The organism is Salmonella sp. 32082101201600294FB01SM01 (assembly GCF_017572865.1).
Taxonomy (GTDB): Bacteria; Pseudomonadota; Gammaproteobacteria; order Enterobacterales; family Enterobacteriaceae; genus Salmonella; species Salmonella enterica.
In genome coordinates, this window is the sequence record NZ_JAGESB010000001.1 from 688,851 (window position 1) to 710,652 (window position 21,802).

Annotated in this window: 15 protein-coding genes and 1 pseudogene; 11 read left to right on the forward strand and 5 right to left on the reverse strand. The window is 50.5% G+C overall.

Going from position 1 to position 21,802, the window contains the following annotated elements; genetic code table 11:
- Positions 1-6 precede the first annotated feature (6 nt).
- From rarA to J4645_RS03345, 7 genes are all read left to right on the forward strand, one after another.
- Positions 7-1,350 (forward strand): replication-associated recombination protein RarA, encoded by a 1,344-nt coding sequence (gene rarA, locus J4645_RS03315; RefSeq protein ID WP_000067786.1) that lies wholly within the window; start codon positions 7-9, stop codon positions 1,348-1,350.
- Between the two features lie 258 nt (positions 1,351-1,608).
- Positions 1,609-2,901: a serine--tRNA ligase gene (serS, locus tag J4645_RS03320; RefSeq protein ID WP_000886697.1), complete on the forward strand. Its 1,293-nt coding sequence runs from the start codon at positions 1,609-1,611 to the stop codon at positions 2,899-2,901.
- Between the two features lie 237 nt (positions 2,902-3,138).
- Complete coding sequence (gene dmsA / locus J4645_RS03325; protein WP_023197077.1) at positions 3,139-5,583, forward strand: dimethylsulfoxide reductase subunit A; 2,445 nt, start codon at positions 3,139-3,141, stop codon at positions 5,581-5,583.
- Positions 5,584-5,593: 10 nt separating this feature from the next.
- Entirely contained in the window at positions 5,594-6,211 is a 618-nt protein-coding gene (dmsB, locus tag J4645_RS03330) for a dimethylsulfoxide reductase iron-sulfur subunit DmsB (protein WP_023215067.1), read from the forward strand.
- A gap of 1 nt (position 6,212) precedes the next feature.
- On the forward strand, positions 6,213-7,076 hold the full coding sequence (locus tag J4645_RS03335; RefSeq protein WP_000534685.1) for a dimethyl sulfoxide reductase anchor subunit family protein: 864 nt from the start codon (positions 6,213-6,215) through the stop codon (positions 7,074-7,076).
- Between the two features lie 349 nt (positions 7,077-7,425).
- Positions 7,426-8,574 carry an MFS transporter gene (locus J4645_RS03340; RefSeq protein ID WP_023215066.1) on the forward strand — a complete coding sequence of 383 codons (1,149 nt, stop codon included), beginning with the start codon at positions 7,426-7,428 and terminating at the stop codon, positions 8,572-8,574.
- Between the two features lie 217 nt (positions 8,575-8,791).
- Positions 8,792-10,213: an amino acid permease gene (locus J4645_RS03345; protein ID WP_001134264.1), complete on the forward strand. Its 1,422-nt coding sequence runs from the start codon at positions 8,792-8,794 to the stop codon at positions 10,211-10,213.
- Between the two features lie 291 nt (positions 10,214-10,504).
- Here the strand turns inward: J4645_RS03345 and pflA are convergent, their stop codons facing one another.
- Complete coding sequence (pflA, locus tag J4645_RS03350; RefSeq protein ID WP_000067928.1) at positions 10,505-11,302, reverse strand: pyruvate formate lyase 1-activating protein; 798 nt, start codon at positions 11,300-11,302, stop codon at positions 10,505-10,507.
- Positions 11,303-11,420: 118 nt separating this feature from the next.
- Positions 11,421-11,747, reverse strand: a pseudogene (locus tag J4645_RS22150) (cytoplasmic protein).
- 130 nt (positions 11,748-11,877) lie between these two features.
- Here J4645_RS22150 and sopD2 point away from each other — a divergent pair.
- Entirely contained in the window at positions 11,878-12,837 is a 960-nt protein-coding gene (gene sopD2, locus J4645_RS03355; RefSeq protein ID WP_001145572.1) for a type III secretion system effector SopD2, read from the forward strand.
- A gap of 71 nt (positions 12,838-12,908) precedes the next feature.
- Here sopD2 and pflB read toward each other — a convergent pair whose 3' ends face one another.
- The 3 genes from pflB to ycaO all read right to left on the reverse strand — a co-directional run bounded on the left by pflB (position 12,909) and on the right by ycaO (position 18,273).
- Positions 12,909-15,191, reverse strand: coding sequence for a formate C-acetyltransferase (gene pflB, locus J4645_RS03360; protein ID WP_001292803.1), 2,283 nt, complete (start codon positions 15,189-15,191; stop codon positions 12,909-12,911).
- A 59-nt stretch (positions 15,192-15,250) separates the two neighbouring features.
- Positions 15,251-16,108, reverse strand: a complete 858-nt coding sequence (gene focA / locus J4645_RS03365; protein WP_000642539.1) for a formate transporter FocA — start codon at positions 16,106-16,108, stop codon at positions 15,251-15,253.
- A 404-nt stretch (positions 16,109-16,512) separates the two neighbouring features.
- On the reverse strand, positions 16,513-18,273 hold the full coding sequence (ycaO, locus tag J4645_RS03370) for a 30S ribosomal protein S12 methylthiotransferase accessory factor YcaO (protein WP_000194822.1): 1,761 nt from the start codon (positions 18,271-18,273) through the stop codon (positions 16,513-16,515).
- 136 nt (positions 18,274-18,409) lie between these two features.
- Between ycaO and J4645_RS03375 the strand changes: the two genes are divergently transcribed.
- The 3 genes from J4645_RS03375 to aroA all read left to right on the forward strand — a co-directional run bounded on the left by J4645_RS03375 (position 18,410) and on the right by aroA (position 21,730).
- Positions 18,410-19,102 carry a DUF421 domain-containing protein gene (locus J4645_RS03375; RefSeq protein WP_000642868.1) on the forward strand — a complete coding sequence of 231 codons (693 nt, stop codon included), beginning with the start codon at positions 18,410-18,412 and terminating at the stop codon, positions 19,100-19,102.
- Positions 19,103-19,287: 185 nt separating this feature from the next.
- The gene (gene serC, locus J4645_RS03380; RefSeq protein WP_000079590.1) at positions 19,288-20,376 is read left to right on the forward strand and encodes a 3-phosphoserine/phosphohydroxythreonine transaminase; all 1,089 of its coding nucleotides are present in this window, start codon (positions 19,288-19,290) and stop codon (positions 20,374-20,376) included.
- 70 nt (positions 20,377-20,446) lie between these two features.
- A complete protein-coding gene (gene aroA / locus J4645_RS03385) occupies positions 20,447-21,730 on the forward strand; it encodes a 3-phosphoshikimate 1-carboxyvinyltransferase (RefSeq protein WP_023215061.1) in 1,284 nt (427 codons plus the stop codon).
- The last annotated feature ends 72 nt before the right edge of the window (positions 21,731-21,802 follow it).

Genomic DNA, 21,802 nt, shown 5'->3' on the forward strand with positions numbered 1-21,802 from the left:
CGATGAGTGAGCAATCTGTCGCTCGATTTTTCTGATAATACGTTTCAACCGCTGGCCGCGCGGATGCGGCCGGAAAATTTAGCGCAGTATATCGGCCAGCAGCATTTGCTGGCCGCAGGTAAGCCGTTGCCTCGCGCTATTGAGGCCGGGCATCTGCACTCCATGATTTTATGGGGGCCGCCAGGGACGGGGAAAACCACGCTCGCTGAAGTGATCGCCCGCTACGCCAGCGCCGATGTCGAGCGTATTTCCGCCGTCACTTCTGGGGTAAAAGAGATTCGCGAAGCTATCGAGCGCGCCCGCCAGAATCGTAATGCCGGTCGCCGTACCATCCTGTTTGTCGATGAAGTGCATCGCTTTAACAAAAGCCAGCAGGACGCCTTTTTACCGCATATCGAAGATGGCACTATCACCTTTATCGGCGCGACCACGGAAAATCCCTCTTTTGAGCTGAACTCGGCGCTATTGTCGCGAGCGCGGGTCTATCTGCTGAAATCGTTGACCACTGACGATATTGAGCAAGTACTGGACCAGGCGATGCAGGACAAAACGCGTGGTTACGGCGATCAGGATATCGTGTTACCGGATGAGACACGGCGAGCGATTGCTGAGCTGGTCAATGGCGACGCGCGGCGCGCCTTAAATACGCTGGAAATGATGGCCGATATGGCGGAGGCGGATGATAGCGGCAAACGCGTTTTATTGCCCTCCTTGTTGACCGAGATCGCCGGCGAGCGCAGCGCGCGTTTTGATAACAAAGGCGATCGCTTCTACGATCTTATTTCCGCCTTACATAAATCAGTGCGCGGCAGCGCGCCGGATGCCGCCCTCTATTGGTATGCCCGTATCATTACCGCGGGAGGCGATCCGCTGTACGTGGCGCGTCGCTGCCTGGCGATTGCCTCGGAAGATGTGGGTAATGCCGATCCGCGCGCGATGCAGGTCGCTATTGCCGCGTGGGATTGTTTCACCCGCGTTGGTCCGGCTGAAGGCGAAAGGGCGATCGCGCAGGCTATCGTTTATCTCGCCTGCGCGCCGAAGAGCAACGCCGTCTATACCGCCTTTAAGGCTGCGCTGGCCGACGCGCGCGAACGTCCTGATTATGACGTTCCTGTCCATCTGCGTAATGCGCCAACCAAACTGATGAAAGAGATGGGTTATGGCCAGGAGTACCGCTATGCCCACGATGAGCCCAATGCCTATGCTGCGGGTGAAGTGTACTTCCCGCCGGAAATCGCGCAAACGCGCTATTATCATCCGACAAATCGTGGTCTGGAAGGCAAGATTGGCGAAAAGCTCGCCTGGCTGGCTGAACAGGATCAAAATAGCCCCACAAAACGCTACCGCTAGTGTAAACGTTGCGGTAAGGTTATCTCTAAATATGATGCTCCAGGTATCATGGCGTTGATGATGAATCTCGTTATGCCTGATAGCACGTTGCTTATGAGGTCTGCGGGTATAGCGCAATGGATGCGTTGTTGCTGTCGTCGGTCAGGTAAGGCGAAAACGTCGCTATTACGTAAACGCGGTTTACGTTCATCAATACAATCAGAGGCGATCATCAATTGATCGCGTTTCCTTTTATTATTCGATAAGCACAGGATAAGCATGCTCGATCCCAATCTGCTGCGTAATGAGCCAGACGCAGTCGCTGAAAAACTGGCACGCCGGGGCTTTAAGCTGGATGTAGATAAGCTGCGCGCTCTTGAAGAGCGTCGTAAAGTTTTGCAGGTCAACACGGAAAACCTGCAGGCGGAGCGTAATTCTCGATCGAAATCCATCGGCCAGGCGAAAGCGCGCGGGGAAGATATCGAGCCTTTACGCCTGGAAGTGAATAAACTGGGCGAAGAGCTGGATGCGGCGAAAGCCGAGCTGGATACCTTGCTGGCGGAGATCCGCGATATCGCGCTGACCATCCCAAACCTGCCTGCGGATGAAGTGCCGGTAGGTAAAGATGAAAACGACAACGTTGAAGTCAGCCGCTGGGGTACCCCGCGTGAGTTTGATTTTGAAATCCGCGATCACGTCACCTTAGGGGAAATGCACTCCGGCCTCGACTTTGCCGCCGCGGTTAAGCTGACCGGCTCCCGTTTTGTGGTGATGAAAGGACAGATTGCGCGTATGCATCGCGCATTGTCGCAGTTTATGTTGGATCTGCATACGGAACAGCACGGCTATAGCGAAAACTACGTGCCGTATCTGGTTAACCACGACACGCTGTATGGCACCGGTCAACTGCCGAAATTCGCAGGCGACTTGTTCCATACCCGTCCGCTGGAAGAAGAAGCAGATAGCAGTAACTATGCTTTGATCCCGACGGCGGAGGTTCCGCTGACCAATCTGGTACGCGATGAAATCATCGACGAAGATCAGCTGCCGATTAAAATGACGGCGCATACGCCTTGTTTCCGTTCTGAAGCAGGTTCTTATGGTCGTGATACCCGTGGCCTGATTCGTATGCATCAGTTTGACAAAGTTGAGATGGTGCAGATCGTTCGCCCGGAAGATTCTATGGCTGCGTTGGAAGAGATGACCGGCCACGCGGAAAAAGTGCTCCAGCTACTGGGACTGCCGTACCGTAAAATCATTCTGTGCACTGGCGATATGGGCTTCGGCGCCTGCAAAACCTATGACCTCGAAGTCTGGGTTCCGGCGCAGAATACCTACCGCGAGATCTCTTCCTGCTCTAACGTCTGGGACTTCCAGGCGCGTCGTATGCAGGCACGCTGCCGCAGCAAGTCCGACAAAAAGACCCGTCTGGTCCATACCCTGAATGGTTCTGGTCTGGCGGTAGGTCGTACCCTGGTGGCCGTGATGGAAAACTATCAGCAGGCTGATGGCCGCATTGAAGTGCCGGAAGTATTACGTCCGTACATGAACGGACTGGAATATATCGGCTAATCCTCGCTTTCTCCTCTTCTAAAAAGCGCCTTCGGGCGCTTTTTTTATGCCAGTTTGATACCGGACAATAATCCCTACCCTATTAGGGGTAATACTGATTTCGAATGAAGGTCAGTTTTTAACGCTATTTTTCTATTTTTTCGATATATATCAGACTTTATAGCGACGTTATCGCTATATAAAATTCTATACATCGTTTTATTGTTTTTTTTATTGTGAGCAGCAGAGTGAGCCCTTATGAAAACTAAGATCCCTGATGCCGTGCTGGCAGCCGAGGTGAGCCGTCGTGGTTTAGTCAAAACCACCGCGATAGGCGGCCTGGCGATGGCCAGTAGCGCATTTACCCTGCCATTTACCCGCATCGCTAACGCCGCAGAGGCGATAAGCCCGGCGAAAACCGGCGAGAAAGTCGTCTGGAGCGCCTGTACGGTAAACTGTGGCAGCCGTTGTCCGCTACGTATGCATGTTGTGGATGGCGAAATCAAATATGTAGAAACGGATAATACCGGAAACGATGATTACGATGGCCTGCACCAGGTTCGCGCCTGCCTGCGCGGTCGTTCTATGCGTCGTCGCGTCTATAACCCGGATCGGCTCAAGTATCCGATGAAGCGCGTCGGCGCGCGCGGCGAAGGTAAATTTGAGCGTATTAGCTGGGACGAAGCCTACGATATCATTGCTACCAATATGCAGCGTCTTATCAAAGAGTATGGCAACGAGTCCATTTATCTGAACTATGGCACGGGTACGCTGGGCGGCACTTTGACACGTTCATGGCCGCCAGGAAAAACGCTGGTCGCCCGTCTGATGAACTGCTGCGGCGGTTATCTTAATCACTACGGTGATTACTCTTCCGCGCAAATCGCAGCGGGTCTGAATTACACCTATGGCGGCTGGGCGGATGGCAATAGTCCATCCGACATTGAAAACAGTAAGCTGGTGGTGTTGTTTGGTAATAACCCTGGCGAAACCCGCATGAGCGGGGGCGGTGTAACGTATTATCTTGAACAGGCGCGGCAGAAATCAAACGCGCGGATGATCATTATCGATCCTCGTTACACCGACACCGGCGCCGGTCGCGAAGATGAGTGGATTCCGATTCGTCCAGGTACCGATGCGGCGCTGGTCAATGGTCTGGCATATGTCTTAATCACCGAGAACATGGTCGATCAGCCGTTCCTGGATAAATATTGCGTCGGTTATGACGAAAAAACCTTGCCTGCCAGCGCGCCGAAAAACGGTCACTACAAAGCCTATATTCTGGGCCAGGGTAAAGACGGTATTGCGAAGACGCCGGAGTGGGCGGCGCAAATTACCGGTATTCCGGCGGATCGCATTATTAAGCTGGCGCGAGAAATCGGCAGTGCTAAACCCGCCTATATTTGCCAGGGGTGGGGGCCACAGCGTCATGCTAATGGAGAAATCGCCACGCGCGCCATCTCAATGCTGGCGATCCTGACGGGTAATGTTGGGATTAACGGCGGTAACAGCGGCGCGCGCGAAGGGTCTTATGCCCTGCCATTTGAACGTATGCCCACGTTAGAAAACCCGGTTGAAACCAGCATCTCCATGTTTATGTGGACCGATGCCATTGAACGCGGCCCGGAAATGACGGCGCTGCGTGATGGCGTGCGGGGGAAAGATAAGCTGGACGTGCCGATCAAAATGATCTGGAACTATGCTGGCAACTGTTTGATTAACCAGCACTCTGAGATTAACCGCACCCACGAAATCCTGCAGGATGACAAGAAATGCGAAATGATCGTCGTTATCGACTGTCATATGACATCGTCGGCAAAATACGCCGATATTCTGTTGCCTGATTGCACTGCTTCTGAGCAGATGGACTTTGCGCTGGATGCCTCCTGCGGAAACATGTCTTACGTTATCTTCACTGACCAGGCGATTAAACCACGCTTCGAGTGTAAGACGATTTATGAGATGACCAGCGAACTGGCGAAACGTCTTGGCGTGGAACAACAGTTTACCGAAGGACGGACGCAAGAAGAGTGGATGCGTCATCTGTACGAACAGTCGCGTAAATCCATTCCGAATCTGCCCAACTTTGAGGAGTTCCGTAAGCAAGGCATCTTCAAACAGCGTGACCCCGAAGGCCACCATGTCGCCTATAAAGACTTCCGCGAAGATCCGCAAGCGAATCCACTTACAACGCCATCGGGCAAGATTGAAATCTATTCACAGGCGTTGGCGGATATCGCCGCCACCTGGGAGCTGCCGGAAGGCGACGTGATCGATCCATTACCGATCTACACGCCAGGTTTTGAAAACTATAACGATCCGCTAACGGATAAATTCCCGCTGCAGTTGACGGGTTTCCACTATAAAGCGCGTGTGCATTCCACTTATGGCAACGTAGACGTACTGAAAGCCGCCTGTCGCCAGGAAATGTGGATTAACCCAATGGATGCGCAGAAACGCGGTATCAACAATGGCGATAAAGTCCGCATCTTCAACGATCGCGGCGAAGTACATATCGAGGCTAAAGTGACGCCGCGCATGATGCCGGGTGTGGTCGCCCTGGGAGAAGGCGCATGGTATGACCCGGATGCAAAACGCGTGGATCAGGGCGGATGTATTAACGTACTGACGACCCAACGTCCTTCTCCGCTGGCGAAGGGGAACCCGTCACATACGAACCTCGTTCAGGTTGAAAAGGCGTAAGGAGTAACCGATGACAACCCAGTATGGATTTTTTATTGATTCCAGCCGTTGCACCGGTTGCAAAACCTGCGAACTGGCCTGCAAGGACTACAAAGATTTGACCCCGGATGTCAGCTTCCGCCGCATTTATGAGTATGCGGGCGGCGACTGGCAGGAAGATAACGGCGTCTGGCACCAGAACGTCTTTGCCTACTATCTCTCCATCTCCTGTAACCACTGCGAAGACCCGGCCTGTACCAAAGTCTGCCCGAGCGGCGCGATGCACAAGCGCGATGACGGTTTTGTGGTGGTGAACGAAGAGGTCTGTATCGGCTGCCGCTACTGCCACATGGCCTGCCCGTACGGCGCGCCGCAGTACAACGCGGCCAAAGGTCATATGACCAAGTGCGACGGCTGTTATGACCGGGTGGCGGAAGGCAAGAAACCGATCTGCGTCGAATCCTGCCCGCTGCGGGCGCTGGACTTTGATCCGATAGACGAACTGCGCAAAAAACACGGTGAGCTGGCTGCCGTCGCGCCGCTGCCGCGCGCGCATTTCACGAAGCCGAATATTGTGATTAAACCCAACGCCAACAGCCGCCCGACCGGTGACACCACCGGTTATCTGGCCAATCCGAAGGAGGTATAAGATGGGAAGTGGATGGCATGAATGGCCGTTGATGATCTTCACGGTCTTTGGTCAGTGCGTGGCCGGTGGTTTTATTGTTCTGGCTTTGGCGCTGATGAAGGGCGACCTGCGCGCGGAAACGCAGCAGCGGGTGATCGCCTGTATGTTTGGTCTGTGGGTGCTGATGGGGATTGGCTTTATCGCCTCGATGCTGCATCTGGGCTCGCCGATGCGCGCGTTTAACTCGCTTAACCGCGTGGGTGCTTCCGCACTGAGCAATGAAATTGCCAGCGGCTCGGTGTTTTTTGCGGTCGGCGGGATTGGCTGGCTGCTGGCGGTACTGAAAAAGCTGCCGCCGGTACTGCGCACACTCTGGCTGATTATCACGATGGTACTGGGCGTCGTCTTCGTCTGGATGATGGTACGCGTCTATAACAGCATCGATACAGTACCGACCTGGTATAGCATCTGGACGCCGCTGGGCTTCTTCCTGACGCTCTTTATGGGTGGCCCGCTACTGGGTTATCTGCTGCTGCGCATCGCGGGCGTGAACGGTTGGGCGATGCGTTTGTTGCCTGCGGTGTCGGTGCTGGCGCTGGTGGTTATCGCCATTATGGCGGCCATGCAGGGCGCGGAACTGGCGACGATTCACAGTTCCATTCAGCAGGCGTCTGCTCTGGTGCCGGATTATGGCTCGCTGATGGCCTGGCGTATGGTGCTGCTTGCGGCGGCGTTGTGCTGCTGGATTGTGCCACAGTTAAAAGGGTATCAACCTGCGGTACCGTTGCTCTCTGTCGCCTTCATTCTGATGCTGGCGGGGGAATTGATTGGCCGCGGCGTATTCTATGGGCTGCATATGACCGTGGGCATGGCGGTAGCCAGCTAACGCGTTGACGCGTATTCGGCCTGCAGAACGTGCAGGCCGAATACGCCTTTAGCCGCCATCAATTTAAGGGATATAACCGGGGCGGAGAAGGTGCATATAAATCCATAGAGAAGAAAACGAAGCTAAAGGAACCATGAAATTTTTCGACTGAACAAAACGCCGATTTTGCGGGTTAGATCAATAAAAACAAGGGGATGAATTTTTAGCCTTTTAATATATTCACGTGCAGAATAAGTAAATCAAATCGATAGTCTCAAAACTTGCGGATCGCCCATGCGGAGCCGATTGACAATGTTTTTGGCGATGGCATGATGCGCATGAAATTTGAACTTCCTCACGGTTTTTATTCATGTCCACCTATACCCGTCCCGTCATGCTTTTGCTGTGCGGGCTACTTTTGTTGACCCTGGCCATTGCGGTACTGAATACGCTTGTGCCGCTGTGGCTTGCTCAGGCAAACCTTCCGACCTGGCAGGTGGGGATGGTCAGCTCGTCTTATTTTACCGGCAATCTGGTCGGGACGTTATTTACCGGGTATTTAATTAAACGCATTGGGTTTAACCGTAGCTATTATCTTGCCTCGCTGATCTTCGCCGCGGGTTGTGTCGGGTTGGGCGTGATGGTGGGGTTCTGGAGCTGGATGAGCTGGCGTTTTATTGCCGGTATCGGCTGCGCCATGATTTGGGTTGTTGTCGAAAGCGCGTTGATGTGCAGCGGAACCTCGCATAATCGCGGGCGCCTGCTTGCTGCCTATATGATGGTCTATTACATGGGGACCTTTCTTGGACAATTATTGGTCAGTAAAGTATCTGGTGAATTGCTGCACGTCCTTCCCTGGGTGACCGGAATGATTCTGGCGGGAATTCTGCCGCTACTCTTTACCCGAATTGTGAATCAGCAAACGCAGACACGTCATTCCTCTTCTATTAGCGCCATGCTGAAGCTACGCCAGGCGCGTCTTGGCGTGAATGGTTGTATTATTTCCGGCATTGTTCTTGGTTCATTATATGGCCTGATGCCGTTATATCTGAAGCATCAGGGGATGGCTAACGCCAGCATCGGTTTCTGGATGGCGGTGCTGGTGAGCGCCGGCATTTTGGGGCAATGGCCAATGGGACGTCTGGCGGACAAATTTGGTCGCTTGCTGGTATTACGCGTACAGGTATTTGTTGTCATACTCGGCAGTATTGCCATGTTAACCCAGGCAGCGATGGCGCCAGCTCTGTTTATTCTGGGGGCAGCGGGTTTTACGCTTTATCCTGTTGCAATGGCCTGGGCCTGTGAAAAAGTCGAACACCGCCAGCTTGTGGCAATGAACCAGGCGCTGTTGTTAAGTTATACGGTAGGGAGCCTGTTGGGGCCGTCTTTTGCTGCGATGTTAATGCAGAATTATTCAGATAATCTGCTGTTTATTATGATCGCCAGCGTATCGTTTATTTATCTGCTGATGCTGTTACGTAACGCCGGCCAGACGCCTAATCCTGTCGCCCACATCTGACTGTTCTCTGAATCGTATGCAGGACGTGAGTCTTGCATACTCTTTGTTTATGTTTTACGTAAAATAATTGACCTGCATAATTTTCTTGCTTTGCTGAAAAATAAAATGTGCCGAAGGTTATAATTTTGCGCTCCTCTATTTTCTCTCTTCGTCTTTACCGCGCATAATCCCCCGCTTCATTTATAGTAATAGCATTGTGTTCACGAAGGATCGCGTTATGCCGAATGTGCAGGAAAAACAGTTGCGATGGTACAACATCGCCCTGATGTCGTTTATTACCGTTTGGGGATTCGGCAATGTTGTCAATAACTATGCTAACCAGGGGTTAGTGGTTGTCTTCTCCTGGGTGTTTATTTTTGCGCTCTATTTCATTCCTTATGCCTTAATCGTGGGGCAACTGGGCTCAACCTTCAAAGAGGGAAAAGGGGGCGTCAGTACCTGGATTAAGCATACGATGGGGCCGGGGTTGGCTTACCTTGCGGCATGGACTTATTGGGTCGTGCATATTCCCTACCTGGCGCAAAAGCCGCAGGCGATACTCATTGCATTGGGATGGGCTTTAAAAGGCGACGGCTCGTTGATAAAAGAATATACCGTCGTTGCCTTGCAGGGGCTGACGCTGGCATTGTTTGTTTTCTTTATGTGGGTTGCTTCCCGGGGGATGAAATCGCTAAAGGTTGTTGGATCTGTGGCCGGAATTGCCATGTTTATCATGTCAATTTTATATGTTGTGATGGCAGTGACCGCGCCAGCAATTACAAACGTTGAAATTGCGACCACTAACATCACCTGGCAGTCATTTATTCCTCATATCGATTTTACCTATATCACCACCATCTCTATGTTGGTCTTTGCGGTTGGTGGGGCAGAGAAGATCTCGCCTTACGTTAACCAGACGCGGAATCCAGGAAAAGAATTTCCGAAGGGGATGCTCTTTTTAGCCGTCATGGTTGCGGTCTGCGCTATCCTCGGTTCGTTGGCGATGGGAATGATGTTTGATTCCCGGCATATACCTGACGATTTAATGACCAATGGACAATATTATGCATTCCAGAAATTGGGTGAGTATTACCATATGGGTAATTCATTAATGGTGATTTATGCCATTGCCAATACTCTGGGGCAAATCGCCGCGCTGGTGTTTTCTATTGATGCGCCACTAAAAGTATTGCTGGGTGATGCAGACAGTAAATATATCCCGCAGCGCTTATGTCGTACTAACGCTTCAGGTACGCCAGTTAACGGTTATTTGCTGACATTGGTGTTGGTCGCTATCTTGATTATGTTGCCAACGCTTGGCATCGGCGATATGAACAACCTGTACAAATGGCTGCTTAATCTCAACTCAGTTGTTATGCCGCTGCGCTATCTGTGGGTATTTGTCGCCTTTATTGCTGTCATTCGACTGGCGCAAAAGTACAAACCCGAATATGTGTTTATTCGCAACCGGGCGTTGGCGTTAACTGTGGGAATATGGTGTTTTGCCTTCACCGCGTTTGCCTGCCTTACCGGTATTTTCCCCAAAATGGAGGCGTTCACACCGGAGTGGACATTCCAGCTGACGTTGAACATCGTGACGCCTTTTGTCCTGGTCGGGTTGGGATTAATTTTCCCACTGCTGGCGCGTAGAAACACATAACGACGCTCTTTTCCACGGCGCTCCTGTCAGGCGAGCGCCTTTTAAGGTCACAGGTGCCTGGGTTCCAGGCGGAGACCATGGTATTAACAGGCACCGGGTCAGCAATAGTTGTCAGACCTTCAACCCAGCAGCAGATAAGCGACTCTGTATTTAATACCTGGTAAGCGCAATATTGTTAACCAGGCCTGTCTGACGGCGGGGTCGGGTATTTTAGCGGTAAGAGCGTTACCCATACAGCAAAACGGCTACCGTCATGGGTAGCCGTTTAAAAGCGGATAAGATAGCAGGCGATTAATACATCACTTTATGACCATACTGCTCAAGAATACCCTTTACACGCTCCATGGTCTCTTTTTTAGGCGGCTTCACGCCATCCAGTTTATATTCTTCGCCCATTGCCACCCATTTATGTTTGCCCAGCTCATGATAGGGCAGCAGTTCGATTTTTTCGACATTACCCATATCGCGGGTAAACTCACCCAGGCGATGCGCGGAATCATCGTCGTCAGACCAGCCGGGAACGACAACGTAACGGATCCAGACCTTCACATTTTTCTTTGATAAATACTGCGCGAATTCCAGCGTCCGGTGATTAGAGACACCGACCAGATTCTGGTGGATCTCATCATTCATCTGCTTGAGATCGAGCATCACCAGATCGGTAACGTCCAGCAGTTCATCAATCACCGGGTCATAACGGCGCACAAAGCCGTTGGTGTCGAGACAGGTGTGGATACCTTCTTTTTTACAGGCGCGAAACCAGTCGCGTACAAATTCTGCCTGCAAAATGGCCTCGCCGCCGGATGCCGTCACGCCGCCGCCAGAAGCATTCATAAAATGCCGATAGGTCACCACCTCTTTCATTAAGTCTTCAACGGTGATTTCTTTACCGCCATGCGTATCCCATGTGTCGCGGTTATGGCAATACAGGCAGCGCATCAGGCAGCCCTGGAAAAAGGTAATAAAGCGGATGCCTGGGCCATCAACGGTGCCACAGGATTCAAAGGAGTGAATGCGACCAATAACCGGCTTTTTATCAGCAGTTACTGCAACACTTTCATTTGTAATACAATCGGTTAAGTTACTCATATCGCTTCGGCTAGCTCTAAATAACATGGGGTTTATGGACACATTCCGGGCATGTTGAGCACCCTGGTAAGGGGGTTGCATCCTGTAAAAAAGCGGTACTGCGAGCGTAAATTTTGGACTACAGAATGTGTGGCTGTTCCAGAATGTGCTGCAATGGAGCTATTTTACCTCTATTCAGTATAAAATATACGGCAAATCTATGCTGTATAACTTGCACCACCAGAAATTCTGGCTCATTCATCAGCTCGTAACGCCCGAACCGCAATACATACTGCAAGTGTATCATCCATAGCGCCCTGGTTTTGCTGTTTATGATCCGCCTCTTTTTTCAAATGGTTGGCGCCGTTTTGTTGTGGTCAGAACGAAAATAATTCTCAACATAATTCAGATGTGTCCAAAGAACGTTATGCGCTGTCCAGCGCCTGGCGCCGCATTCAACATGCAATCAGGTCTAAATCTGATGTTATTTCTAAAGCCGGACTGATTCAATCTCTTAAATAGAGTGTGGCTTTAATCAAAAAATGAGAGCAACGGATTGAATTTTGCTTTCGCGGTAAATAATCAAAGGAGTTATTATGCCAGTTACGTTAAGTTTTGGTAATCGTCATAACTATGAAGTTAATGCTTCACGGCTAGTCCGTTTGATGAGTTCTGACAAAGAAGAAGCGCTATACATGGGGGTATGGGATAGGTTTAAGGACTGCTTCAGAACACACAAAAAAAGAGAGGTACTGGAGGTATTATATACACTCATCCATGGATGTGAACGTGAAAATCAAGCTGACCTTAATGTTGATACAGTCGGTATGGAGAAGATATATGCCTTTGCACAATTAAAACAATATGCTAATCCATCTCAACAAGACCGCTTTGTTATGCGTTTTGATGTGAGTCAGACACAAGTTTCATTTGAGATTGATGGCAAGGTTATTGATAAATGTAATTTGCATCGTATCCTCAATGTTTCAGAAAACTGTATTTTTAAAGTGATGGAAGAAGATGAAGAAGAGTTGTTTTTTAAAGTATGTATTAAGTATGGAGAAAAAATTGCTTGCTATCCAGAATTATTAGAAAACTTTGCTTTTAAACTTAGGCAGGAAGTTAATGAAGATGATGAAATTAAGGATGAAGTTTATAAGCTTATGCGATCTGGAGAAGATCGAAAAATGGCATGTGTTGAATGGAATGGTACGCTTACTGAGGATGAGATGGATAAACTACGCTGTCTTCAAATGGGGTCTTTTGAGATTTCTACCCAATTTTGTAAAATAGGTTACTGGGAATTAGAGGGAGAAGTCCTGTTTGATATGTTTCATCCAACACTTATCTATCTGCTACATGGATATATGCCGTCATTGTCATGTGATTTTACAGAAGCTAACACCATGCTGTTTTCTGATGTATTAAATAAGGATTATGATGATTATCAAAATAATAAAAGAGAAATTGATGCTATTCTGAGAAGAATATATAGATCACATAATAACACTTTATTTATAAGTAAAAATTCTGGTTGTCGAAATATGCTTTTATAAAAATTAAAAAGGCCCCACTGACATGGAGCCTTTTTTGTACGCTTTTTATAGCGTAATTTCAGTCAAACCCATTACATGGTCTGCGTGAAGGTACGAGTAATAACGTCCTGCTGCTGTTCTTTCGTCAGGGAGTTAAAACGTACTGCGTAACCAGATACACGGATGGTCAGCTGCGGATATTTTTCCGGATGTTCCATCGCGTCCAGCAGCATTTCACGGTTCATGACGTTGACGTTCAGGTGCTGACCGCCTTCGATGGACGCTTCGTGGTGGAAGTAACCATCCATCAGACCTGCCAGGTTAGTCTTACGAACTTCGTCGTCTTTACCCAGTGCGTTCGGAACGATAGAGAAGGTATAAGAAATACCATCTTTCGCGTAAGCAAACGGCAGTTTAGCAACGGAGGTCAGAGAAGCGACAGCGCCTTTCTGGTCACGACCGTGCATCGGGTTAGCACCTGGTCCGAACGGCGCGCCAGCACGACGACCATCCGGGGTGTTACCAGTTTTCTTACCATACACAACGTTAGAAGTGATGGTCAGAACAGACTGCGTCGGGATAGCGCCACGGTAGGTGGTCAGTTTCTGAATTTTCTTCATGAAACGTTCTACCAGGTCAACCGCCATGTCATCTACACGAGCGTCGTTGTTACCAAACTGCGGGTATTCGCCTTCGATTTCGAAGTCGATAGCCAGACCATCTTCGTCACGAATCGGTTTAACTTTCGCATATTTGATGGCAGACAGGGAGTCAGCCGCAACGGACAGACCTGCGATACCACACGCCATGGTGCGGATAACGTCACGGTCGTGCAACGCCATCAGAGAGGCTTCGTAGCTGTACTTGTCGTGCATGTAGTGGATAACGTTCAGCGCGGTGACATACTGTTTAGCCAGCCAGTCCATGAAGTGATCCATGCGATCCATCACTTCGTCGAAGTTCAGAACATCGCCTTTGATCGGTTCGGATTTCGGACCAACCTGCATTTTCAGTTTTTCATCAACGCCGCCGTTGATTGCGTACAGCATGGTTTTCGCCAGGTTTGCACGCGCACCGAAGAACTGCATTTGTTTACCAACGATCATCGGGCTTACGCAGCATGCGATAGCGTAGTCATCGTTGTTGAAGTCCGGACGCATCAGGTCATCGTTCTCGTACTGCAGAGAAGAGGTGTCGATGGAGACTTTAGCGGCGAATTTCTTGAAGTTCAGCGGCAGTTTTTCAGACCACAGAACGGTGATGTTCGGTTCCGGAGACGGCCCCATGGTGTACAGGGTGTTCAGGAAGCGGAAGCTGTTTTTGGTAACCAGAGTACGGCCATCAACGCCCATACCACCGATAGATTCAGTTGCCCAAATCGGGTCGCCGGAGAACAGTTCATCATATTCAGGAGTACGCAGGAAGCGAACCATACGCAGTTTCATGACCAGGTGGTCAATCATTTCCTGTGCGTCTTGCTCGGTGATTTTGCCTGCTTTCAGGTCACGTTCGATGTACGCATCCAGGAAGGTGGATACACGACCGAAGGACATTGCTGCGCCGTTCTGAGATTTAACCGCAGCCAGGTAACCGAAGTAAGTCCACTGGATTGCTTCCTGAGCGTTAGTCGCCGGGCCAGAGATATCGCAGCCGTATTTAGCCGCCATTTCTTTGATCTGACCCAGAGCGCGGTGCTGTTCAGCGATTTCTTCACGCAGACGGATAGTCGCTTCCAGATTTACGCCGTTTTCCAGATCGGATTGCAGAGACGTAAACTGCGCGAATTTGTCTTTCATCAGGTAGTCGATACCGTACAGCGCTACGCGACGGTAGTCACCGATGATACGGCCACGGCCATACGCATCCGGCAGACCGGTCAGAACGCCAGATTTACGGCAACGCAGGATGTCCGGAGTATAAACGTCGAATACGCCCTGGTTGTGGGTCTTACGGTATTCGGTGAAGATTTTTTTGAGCATTGGGTCCAGCTCGCGATTGTACGCTTTGCAGGAACCTTCAACCATTTTGATGCCGCCGAACGGGATAATCGCACGCTTCAGCGGAGCTTCAGTCTGCAGACCAACAATTTTCTCAAGCGCTTTGTTGATGTAGCCAGCGTCGTGAGAAGTGATGGTGGAAGCAACGGAGGTGTCAAAGTCAACAGGCGCGTGAGTGCGGTTTTCCTGTTTAACGCCTTCCATTACGCTGTCCCACAGCTTGGTGGTCGCGTCAGTAGCGCCAGCCAGGAAGGACTCGTCACCCTCATACGGAGTGTAGTTTTTCTGAATGAAGTCACGGACGTTTACTTCATTCTGCCAGTCACCTTTGGTAAAACCTTCCCAGGCTGTGGCTAACTTTTCATTAAGCTCGGACATGTAACACCTACCTTCTTAAGTGGATTTTTTATTTACTGCGTGTAATGGGCATCAACAGATTAATGATGCTCGTTACCACGCAGGTAAATGACCCAGTATGTCAACCCGACCAACAAACCGCCGCCGATAATATTACCGATCGTGACCGGAATCAGGTTATCAGTGATGAAGCTCATCACGGTCAGGTGAGAAAAACTTTCCGGAGACGAACCGACTGCGGTCCAAAACTCCGGTGTAGCGAAATCGCGTATTACAATACCCATAGGAATCATAAACATGTTTGCGATACTGTGCTCAAAACCGCTGGCGACAAACATGGCGACGGGCAGTACCATGATGAACGCTTTGTCCATCAGGCTACGACCTGAATAGCTCATCCACACGGCCAGACAAACCATCAGGTTCGCCAGAATACCGAGGCAGACAGCTTCAATAAAAGTGTGGTGCATTTTGTGGTCGGCGGTTTGCAGGACGTTAAGTCCCCATTGACCGTTGGCAGTCATATACTCGCCGGAAAGCCACATCAGTAACACGAAAAGCAGAGCGCCAATCAGGTTACCAAAATAGACGTTTAACCAGTTTTTAGCCAGTTGCCCCCAGGTGATGCGACCGCTAGCTTTAGCTACAACGATCAGAACAGTAGAGGTGAAAAGATCAGCGCCGCAAATAACACAGAGAATCAGTCCCAAAGAGAAACAGATACCCCCGATAAGTTTCGCCATGCCATAAGGCATCGCGCCAGTACCGGTTGTCGCAGTAATATAAAAAACAAAGGCAATTGAAATGAATACGCCGGCGGTAATCGCCAGATAGAAAGTCTTAAGCGGATGTTTCGTTGCTTTATAGACGCCTGCTTCTTCAGCCACTTTGGCCATTGCTGCAGGGAGTAAAAGGTCAAAAGGGTTGTCAGCTTTCACACTAACTCTCTCTTTATTAAGTCGGCGACGAGATACTAACAAAGCATTATAGATGAGAATTTGATATAGATCATATCTCGCCTGGCTTATAGGCCCGTAAGTCGCATGGCTTTTATGCAATTACGGTGTAACTTTTTGATTATTCTAATAAAAATAAATTTTAAAAATTATAAATAGAGTTGAATTTTTTCCTGACTCCTCCTGCTGCACGGTTAATTAATATGGAGTAATCAACAAATAAAGTAACATCACTATGTCAATTAATTTAATATCAACAACCAATATTTAACCTTGTTATTACATTTTTCGCCGTTTAGCGAAAATAAATAAAACGGGGCCGCAAAGGCGCCCCGTAATATAACGCAGCCGAGAGGGTAAACCTACCCTAAGTCACTCATATGGCCTTATTTTGACCAGTATGCTGCTTTCGCGCGCTGTAATTTATCATACGCTTTTAACAAGGACTGATGCGCCGGGAACGCTTGTAGATCGTGGTCGACAGCCGGTAGCCCGTAAAAAGCCGCTTCACCGCTAAGCGCGGCGCTGGCGGCTTCTACAGCCTCCGCGCCATACATTTTTATAAAAGCATTGAGATATTGCAGCGGCTGACGCGCATCCTCTTGCGACAGGAGCAGCAGCGTTTGCAGGCAACGGTAATAGTTTGCGCGTGCCGGACTAAAGACCGACGAATTGAACTCCATCGTCCATTCTGTCCAGATTAGCGCCTGCTCCAAATCGCCGCCCGCTAACGCTAGCATTGCTTTTAATTCGCCGACGCGCAGTGTATACCAACCATTGTCCGCTCCGGTCGCCAGACCCAACAGTTCACGCACGCGGGTGAAATCGTCAAAACCTTCTTCATCCAATTGTTCAATCAGATTGAGATAGTCTTCTTTATTCCAGGCGCTACCGGGCAGCGAAAGCAGAGTCTCACGAAGATGGCTACCCATATTGTTGTTGGCCAGCCACAGATCTTCGGCAGGATAAATATCAGACATTCCCGGTACGATAATACGACAGGCGTATACGCCGAGATGCTCGTAATCGGCAATGTAAACTTCTTTATCTTCAGCAGCAAAGATGGCCATCAGCGTGGCGAATTCTTCTTCGGTAGTGCCGGAAAAACTCCAGTCCGTGAACGGGTAATCGGCGTCCTGTTTGAACAGATCCCAGGAAATCAGGCCGCTGGAGTCGATGAAGTGGGTCTCCAGATTAGTGTGCTCCGCGACTTCTTCATCATCGAACGTTGGCGGGGTGAAGACATCAAGATCTTTCAGACCGCGTCCCTGGAGTAGTTCGGTCACTGTACGTTCCAACGCAACGCCAAAGTCAGGATGGGCGCCAAAAGAAGCAAAGCAGGTACCGTTAGCCGGGTTGAACAGCACGACGCAGATAACCGGATACTTACCGCCCAGCGAGCCGTCATAGGCGAAAATCGGGAAACCCTCGGCTTCCAGCGTGGCGATTGACTCCATTACCGCCGGATAACGCGCCATCACCTCTGCGGGAATCTCCGGCAGACTGATACTTTCCGCAATGATGCGATTTTTCACATAGCGCTCGAAGACTTCCGACAGTCCCTGAACGCGGGCTTCATTACGCGTATTGCCGGCGGACATTCCGTTAGAGACATACAGGTTGCCGATAATATTCATCGGAATATACACGGTCTGGTTATCGGACTGACGGGTAAATGGCAGGCCGCAGACGCCGCGTGCTTCATTGCCGGACTGAAGATCAATTAACTGGCTTCCGGTGAGTTCATTTTCCGGATCGTAAAACGCGCGCAGACGGGCATCAAGCAAGCCTTCCGGTACGTCGTCATTTTCAGTCAGCGGGAACCATTTTTCATTCGGATAATGCACGAATGGCCCGTTGGCGACCGTTTCGCCAAGCCAGAAATCAGCAAAAAAGTAGTTGGTTGACAGACGCTCGAAGTATTCGCCCAGCGCCGAGGCCAGCGCCGCTTTTTTGGTCGCGCCTTTTCCGTTGGTAAAGCATAACGCGCACTCTTTATCGCGAATATGCACTGACCAGACGTTTGGCACCGGGTTCAGCCAGGAGGCCTCTTCGATGTGAAAGCCGAGGTCGAGTAACTTTTGCTGGAAGCGGGCGATGGAGTCTTCCAGCGCGGCGTCTTTGCCGGGAATAAATGTTTGCGTCATGAAAATCACTTTTGTCGTACGGAAAGCGCGCAATGATACGGGTTTTATGTGACGGGCGCTATCTCGCCGGGACATCGGCGGAAATAAAAGTATTGGCTATGCTTTTACACTGGAATTCACAGGAAGAGCATAAAAAATGAAAGCATTTGATTTGCAACGAATGGCGCTGGATAACGTGCCGGTAGCGTTTTTGGGGGAAGTGGCGCTACGTAGCTTTTACACCTTTGTTCTGGTGTTTCTTTTCTTAAAGGTGACAGGACGACGCGGCGTACGGCAAATGTCGCTTTTTGAAGTGCTGATCATTTTGACATTGGGGTCGGCGGCAGGCGACGTCGCGTTTTATGATGACGTTCCGATGCTCCCTGTTCTGGTGGTATTCATCACCCTGGCGCTGCTCTATCGCCTGGTCATGTGGCTGATGGCGCATAGTGAAAAGTTGGAAGATCTGCTGGAAGGCAAGTCGGTAGTCATTGTTGAAGACGGCGAACTGGCGTGGGAAAAACTGCAGCGCTCGAACATGACGGAGTTTGAGTTTTTTATGGAGCTTCGCTTGAATGGCGTTGAGCAACTGGGGCAGGTCAGACTGGCCATCCTGGAGACAAACGGACAAATCAGCGTCTATTTCTTTGAAAATAAAGACGTTAAGCCGGGGTTAAGCATTCTTCCTGAGCACTGTACGCCACGCTTTATCGTGGCGCCGGAGGCTGGCGACTATGCCTGCGTACGTTGCAGTGAAGTGATACGCATGAACGTCGGGGAAAAGCAATTATGTCCGCGCTGCGCAAATCCAGAATGGACGAAGGCAAGCCGGGCTAAACGCGTTGTTTAACAGCGAAAATATCGGATTTATACGGTTAATCCGGAAGATTCTGTTGTGTGACGCATGCCGCATTTTCTCCTCGCATTGTTTTACCCATTGCGGCGCGTGTCACTGAATGATAAAACCGATATTCACATGAATAACGTTTGCCTGATGTCTGTCAGGCAGGAAACAATGCAGCGTGGTGAGGGGAAATGGCTCAGGTCTTTAATTTTAGTTCAGGTCCGGCGATGCTACCGGCGGAAGTACTTAAACTGGCGCAACAGGAACTGCGTGACTGGCACGGTCTTGGTACGTCGGTAATGGAAATTAGCCATCGAGGCAAAGAGTTTATCCAGGTCGCTGAAGAGGCGGAGCAGGATTTTCGCGATCTCCTTAATATCCCCTCCAACTATAAAGTTTTATTTTGTCACGGCGGCGGTCGCGGGCAGTTTGCTGGCGTGCCGCTCAATCTGCTGGGCGATAAAACCACGGCGGATTATGTCGATGCTGGTTACTGGGCGGCGAGCGCTATCAAAGAAGCCAAAAAATACTGTGCGCCGCAGATTATCGACGCCAAAATCACCGTTGACGGCAAACGTGCCGTAAAACCGATGCGCGAGTGGCAGCTTTCCGATAACGCCGCTTATTTACACTATTGCCCGAATGAGACTATTGACGGCATCGCCATCGATGAAACGCCGGATTTTGGCCCGGAGGTGGTCGTCACGGCGGACTTTTCTTCTACCATCCTGTCTGCGCCGCTGGACGTCTCTCGCTATGGCGTAATTTATGCTGGCGCGCAGAAGAATATCGGTCCGGCAGGACTGACGCTGGTTATCGTCCGGGAGGATCTGTTAGGCAAGGCGCATGAGAGTTGCCCGTCCATCCTCGACTACACCGTCCTGAATGATAACGACTCGATGTTTAATACGCCGCCGACTTTCGCCTGGTATCTTTCCGGCCTGGTGTTCAAATGGTTGAAAGCGCAGGGCGGCGTGGCGGCGATGCACAAAATCAATCAGCAAAAAGCGGAGTTGCTGTACGGTGTGATTGATAACAGCGATTTCTACCGTAACGATGTCGCACAGGCCAACCGTTCGCGGATGAACGTTCCGTTCCAGTTAGCGGACAATGCGCTGGACAAGGTCTTTCTGGAAGAGTCTTTCGCCGCCGGTCTGCACGCCTTAAAAGGGCACCGTGTTGTTGGCGGTATGCGCGCCTCTATCTATAACGCCATGCCGATTGAAGGGGTAAAAGCGCTGACCGATTTCATGATCGATTTTGAGCGTCGCCACGGCTAATACGTTTCTTTTTTCATCCCCACGGCCAGTCTGTGGGGTTTTTATTTCTGTTTTTTGAGAGTTGAGTTTCATGGAATCCCTGACGTTACAACCCATCGCGCGGGTCGATGGCGCCATTAATTTACCTGGCTCCAAAAGTGTTTCAAACCGTGCTTTGCTCCTGGCGGCTTTAGCTTGTGGTAAAACCGTTCTGACGAATCTGCTGGATAGCGATGACGTCCGCCATATGCTCAATGCCCTGAGCGCGTTGGGGATCAATTACACCCTTTCTGCCGATCGCACCCGCTGTGATATCACGGGTAATGGCGGCGCATTACGTGCGCCAGGCGCTCTGGAACTGTTTCTCGGTAATGCCGGAACCGCGATGCGTCCGTTAGCGGCAGCGCTATGTCTGGGGCAAAATGAGATAGTGTTAACCGGCGAACCGCGTATGAAAGAGCGTCCGATAGGCCATCTGGTTGATTCGCTGCGTCAGGGCGGGGCGAATATTGATTACCTGGAGCAGGAAAACTATCCGCCCCTGCGTCTGCGCGGCGGTTTTATCGGCGGCGAGATTGAGGTTGATGGTAGCGTTTCCAGCCAGTTCCTGACCGCTCTGCTGATGACGGCGCCGCTGGCGCCTGAAGACACAACTATTCGCGTTAAAGGCGAACTGGTATCAAAACCTTACATCGATATCACGCTAAATTTAATGAAAAGCTTTGGCGTGGAGATAGCGAACCATCACTACCAACAATTTGTCGTGAAGGGCGGTCAACAGTATCACTCTCCAGGTCGCTATCTGGTCGAGGGCGATGCCTCGTCAGCGTCCTATTTTCTCGCCGCCGGGGCGATAAAAGGCGGCACGGTAAAAGTGACCGGGATTGGCCGCAAAAGTATGCAGGGCGATATTCGTTTTGCCGATGTGCTGGAGAAAATGGGCGCGACCATTACCTGGGGCGATGATTTTATTGCCTGCACGCGCGGCGAATTGCACGCCATAGATATGGATATGAACCATATTCCGGATGCGGCGATGACGATTGCCACCACGGCGCTGTTTGCGAAAGGAACCACGACGTTGCGCAATATTTATAACTGGCGAGTGAAAGAAACCGATCGCCTGTTCGCGATGGCGACCGAGCTACGTAAAGTGGGCGCTGAAGTCGAAGAAGGGCACGACTATATTCGTATCACGCCGCCGGCGAAGCTCCAACACGCGGATATTGGCACGTACAACGACCACCGTATGGCGATGTGTTTCTCACTGGTCGCACTGTCCGATACGCCAGTCACGATCCTGGACCCTAAATGTACCGCAAAAACGTTCCCTGATTATTTCGAACAACTGGCGCGGATGAGTACGCCTGCCTAATCCTTCTGTTGCGCCAGTCGACAGGCTGGCGCATCGAGGTCCGCATTCGCACTATTTTTACAATTATGACTA

What these genes read in the sequence shown, in the direction of transcription:
- dmsB (WP_023215067.1), top strand. Translation starts at nt 5,594, where the DNA reads ATGACAACCCAGTATGGATTTTTTATTGATTCCAGCCGTTGCACCGGT.
- pflB (WP_001292803.1), bottom strand. Translation starts at nt 15,191, where the DNA reads ATGTCCGAGCTTAATGAAAAGTTAGCCACAGCCTGGGAAGGTTTTACC.
- aroA (WP_023215061.1), top strand. Translation starts at nt 20,447, where the DNA reads ATGGAATCCCTGACGTTACAACCCATCGCGCGGGTCGATGGCGCCATT.
- serC (WP_000079590.1), top strand. Translation starts at nt 19,288, where the DNA reads ATGGCTCAGGTCTTTAATTTTAGTTCAGGTCCGGCGATGCTACCGGCG.
- serS (WP_000886697.1), top strand. Translation starts at nt 1,609, where the DNA reads ATGCTCGATCCCAATCTGCTGCGTAATGAGCCAGACGCAGTCGCTGAA.
- sopD2 (WP_001145572.1), top strand. Translation starts at nt 11,878, where the DNA reads ATGCCAGTTACGTTAAGTTTTGGTAATCGTCATAACTATGAAGTTAAT.
- J4645_RS03335 (WP_000534685.1), top strand. Translation starts at nt 6,213, where the DNA reads ATGGGAAGTGGATGGCATGAATGGCCGTTGATGATCTTCACGGTCTTT.
- J4645_RS03345 (WP_001134264.1), top strand. Translation starts at nt 8,792, where the DNA reads ATGCCGAATGTGCAGGAAAAACAGTTGCGATGGTACAACATCGCCCTG.
- dmsA (WP_023197077.1), top strand. Translation starts at nt 3,139, where the DNA reads ATGAAAACTAAGATCCCTGATGCCGTGCTGGCAGCCGAGGTGAGCCGT.
- J4645_RS03340 (WP_023215066.1), top strand. Translation starts at nt 7,426, where the DNA reads ATGTCCACCTATACCCGTCCCGTCATGCTTTTGCTGTGCGGGCTACTT.
- J4645_RS03375 (WP_000642868.1), top strand. Translation starts at nt 18,410, where the DNA reads ATGAAAGCATTTGATTTGCAACGAATGGCGCTGGATAACGTGCCGGTA.
- pflA (WP_000067928.1), bottom strand. Translation starts at nt 11,302, where the DNA reads ATGAGTAACTTAACCGATTGTATTACAAATGAAAGTGTTGCAGTAACT.
- ycaO (WP_000194822.1), bottom strand. Translation starts at nt 18,273, where the DNA reads ATGACGCAAACATTTATTCCCGGCAAAGACGCCGCGCTGGAAGACTCC.